This window comes from Escherichia sp. KCJ4928 (genome assembly GCF_004352695.1).
Taxonomy (GTDB): Bacteria; Pseudomonadota; Gammaproteobacteria; order Enterobacterales; family Enterobacteriaceae; genus ECMA0423.
Map to the genome: position 1 here is coordinate 1 of NZ_SJWV01000308.1, position 2,949 is coordinate 2,949.

Sequence of the window (2,949 nt, forward strand, 5' to 3'; positions counted from 1 at the left end):
ACATGAAGCCACGAAATGCTTCCTCACCAGCCTCCCGGGCTTTACGGTACTCCCGGTACAGAAAAGCCTCATCCACCGAATAACCGAGATTCGGATTGACCATGGCGAGGTTTTCCATCAGCAGGTGCTCACCGCGCTCCACCATCTCCGGCGGATGCTCAAATATCACCGGCAGAAAGTGCGGATCATGAATTTTGCCGTCACGGACATCCCGGGCGTACTGCAGTTTCTGTCTGAACACCCCGGCTGGCGGCTCATTCGACTGGGTGGTCGTATACACCACAAACCCTTCCGGGCGGGAGGCAAGGCCGCCTATGGCTTCACGTAACATGTCCTCCGCTTTGTACTGCTTGCCAAATAACCACAGTTCATCAATCAGCGTCCCCACGGACTTGATACCGGATACCGTATTCGGATCGGCAGCCACCACCTTAAGGGTGGTGTCCGTCACCCTGTGGGTGATGGTCCGGATATGTGTCTGCACCTGGCAGAGGTCATCCAGATCATCGTCCCGTCGTACCATATCCCGCGCAGGATTAAAGGCGTTAGCCGCCACCTCCACGGTCGGGGCCAGAATGGTGTAGCCCGCCGCCTGCCGCCAGTTCAGTAACAGCGCCGTCATCATGATCCCGGCAGCCAGCGTGGACTTGCTGTTTTTCTTGGGTATGCGTAAAGCTATCTTAATATGTTGTTTATTATGCTGTTAGGCTCATGCACTGACACTAAATAGTCCGCGTTTTAGTCTTCTCCGTTAAATATGGTTACATAAGATAACGTAAACTAATTTTGTTTTTCGTAGACCCTATGCGCCGCATTCACATAACCAGTAATGCGGCGCACTACATTAAGATTGCGCCAGAACGGTGACGGCCTTATCGAGTTTTTGCCATCCGCAATAGGTGATCGCCCTGAACGCTGTGGCGTCATTCTGGAAAAGACTAACCGCCCCTGATTCGGTTTTTATTACCGCCTCATCAGTTGGGGTTATAACCGTGGCTTCAACGTTAATAATCAGCTTTTGAGCGTCTATCAGCATCATGCGATCCGCCTGTTCGCTCACAATTACCGGTATTCTCAAAAGCTCTATCTGCCAGAACTCAGCATCAGTAAGCTGTAAGGCGTTTTCTACGGGCAAGATTAGCGACGACGTGGCAAGCGTGTTACCGTTCGCTATGTGCTTTTTGAAAAGCTCTATAAAGTTTTCTGCTTCATCTGCACCGTTAAGCACGCCTTCAGGTGAGACGCCTTCTTCCTCATGGTCACTGGAAAGAAATTTTTTATTAATTTCTTTCACCGATTCCGATGTGATCAAGTCTCTGATCGCTGAATTAGTGCCAGGGGTGCTAAATTTGATTAGCTCATTATTCAGCATCACAATAGCGCCGAGTTTAAACAGTTTTAACGCTCTTTCGCTTACGTCTCCCTCTTTGACGGGTATTTCTTCGGCCTCTTTAAGCCATTTGCTTCCCTTGCCTGATATTGACTGCAATTTTGCGCCAAATGGCAGATTTAGGCAGCTGCTGATTAGCTTACCTGGTACAGACTGCGAAAAAATATACTGCCCAAGCTCTCTTACTATCGGCTCCGCCACCAGCGACGGCATATTATCCGTAGTGATTCCGGCAACAACGGATTTTTCAAGGAATGCCGATACAGTCGGATCATTTCTTTTCGTCATCTCTATAGCGTCGGCATGGCTGAATTTGCATGCAGCCAGCACGCTGGCGGCGCGAACTGCCGATACGCCTTTCATGTTTTTACAAATCATCTTCGTCTTCCTCTTGGTAACACGGGGTCAGGGTTTCGTGAAAATATGGCATCAGAACAGCGGCGGCCTGTAACCGTATTTCGGTTGGCTGCTGCTTGTCGTTCATGATTTCCGTGAGCACTTCAATAGGGTCTGTGATGTATTCATCCATCGTTAACTACCTCAGTGTTTTAAGCCTGTTGGCGGCTTAGGGATGGGGAACCGATTTGAGGAGACACTAGCGGCATTGAGTTTTTTAACCTCTTTTTTCCCAATACTGCCGATCTTGCGGTGGGTGAACTGGGCCAGCTTAAACGCGGCATCTAATGCCAGTTTCGGATCTGTGTCTATGTTTTCAGCCAGTATCCTGCCCATAGCTTTGATGGGGTCGGGCAAGCCGTTTTCCATCCGTTCTATGGTGCTGATTGATGCCCGTTCCGGTGTAACTTTTTCGGTAACTTTCTTTGTAACTTTTTTCGGTTTTGTAACCTGAAAAGTTACATCAGAAGTTACAGCCTTAAGATACTTTTTCACCTCATGATCGTTGGATAGCTGCCAGCCTTTAACCCTTGCGGTCTTTTCGCTGTATCCCGCATGTATCGCGGCTTCCGTGGGATTTGCGCCCTTTGATAACGCATCAGCAAACCGCTTTTTTTTGGTCGTTAATGCCATGCAAAAACCTCGTTTTGAGGGGGTGTAACTTTTCGTGTAACTTTTTTGAAAAGCAAAATTTTCTACGAATGAGACGGGGGGCGGTGTCCAGGGCGATCGACTTTCCGGCCGGAACACTCCCCCCCTGTCATTGCTCACCGAGTAACGAGATCAGGCCTTCAACTTCATCGCTCAGCTTGTTTATTCGTGTCTCAAGCTCTGCGATCTTTTCCATTAATGGCGCTATCGTGTCTCTTGTTTCCTCGCCAATGGCTTTAATGATGCTTGCCTCGCGTTCTGTGATAGCCATTGTTATTCCTCACCTGTTGCAATGCCCAGGCGTTCGCGTAACAGCACGCGAGCAAGATGGCCTACTGTTGGCGTGGCGGCTCTGCCGTATATACCAGCTTCATTCATCCGGCGAATAACATCGAATTGAAGTTTTTTAAGCTCGTTTAGGATCTCGTGATCAATCATCACGGTAGCGCTTTGCTTTATCTGTTCCACTTTGTTTCCTCCTGATGCTTATCATCTCATAATCAGTACTTTCG

5 protein-coding genes and 1 pseudogene are annotated in these 2,949 nt (G+C 48.8%); all 6 read right to left on the minus strand.

All coding sequences use genetic code 11. From position 1 onward, the window contains the following. Nucleotides 1-691 (minus strand): annotated as a pseudogene (locus E0D98_RS22950) (terminase large subunit); the annotation flags it as partial. 153 nt (nt 692-844) lie between these two features. Next, on the minus strand, nt 845-1,768 hold the full coding sequence (locus E0D98_RS22955) for a phage major capsid protein (protein ID WP_096855882.1): 924 nt from the start codon (nt 1,766-1,768) through the stop codon (nt 845-847). Next, a complete protein-coding gene (locus E0D98_RS27450) occupies nt 1,758-1,919 on the minus strand; it encodes a hypothetical protein (RefSeq protein WP_165941051.1) in 162 nt (53 codons plus the stop codon). Before E0D98_RS27450 ends, E0D98_RS22955 begins: the two co-directional genes overlap by 11 nt. 11 nt (nt 1,920-1,930) lie before the next feature. After that, nucleotides 1,931-2,419 carry a terminase small subunit gene (locus E0D98_RS22960; protein WP_050877302.1) on the minus strand — a complete coding sequence of 163 codons (489 nt, stop codon included), beginning with the start codon at nt 2,417-2,419 and terminating at the stop codon, nt 1,931-1,933. Between the two features lie 127 nt (nt 2,420-2,546). Next, on the minus strand, nt 2,547-2,708 hold the full coding sequence (locus E0D98_RS22965; protein WP_001018604.1) for a hypothetical protein: 162 nt from the start codon (nt 2,706-2,708) through the stop codon (nt 2,547-2,549). A 2-nt stretch (nt 2,709-2,710) separates the two neighbouring features. Further along, complete coding sequence (locus tag E0D98_RS22970; RefSeq protein WP_000435078.1) at nt 2,711-2,905, minus strand: hypothetical protein; 195 nt, start codon at nt 2,903-2,905, stop codon at nt 2,711-2,713. Between the last annotated feature and the right edge of the window lie 44 nt (nt 2,906-2,949).

Excerpts from the sequence above, each read along its gene's own strand:
- E0D98_RS27450 (WP_165941051.1), bottom strand. The coding sequence starts at position 1,919 with ATGGATGAATACATCACAGACCCTATTGAAGTGCTCACGGAAATCATG.
- E0D98_RS22955 (WP_096855882.1), bottom strand. The coding sequence starts at position 1,768 with ATGATTTGTAAAAACATGAAAGGCGTATCGGCAGTTCGCGCCGCCAGC.
- E0D98_RS22960 (WP_050877302.1), bottom strand. The coding sequence starts at position 2,419 with ATGGCATTAACGACCAAAAAAAAGCGGTTTGCTGATGCGTTATCAAAG.
- E0D98_RS22965 (WP_001018604.1), bottom strand. The coding sequence starts at position 2,708 with ATGGCTATCACAGAACGCGAGGCAAGCATCATTAAAGCCATTGGCGAG.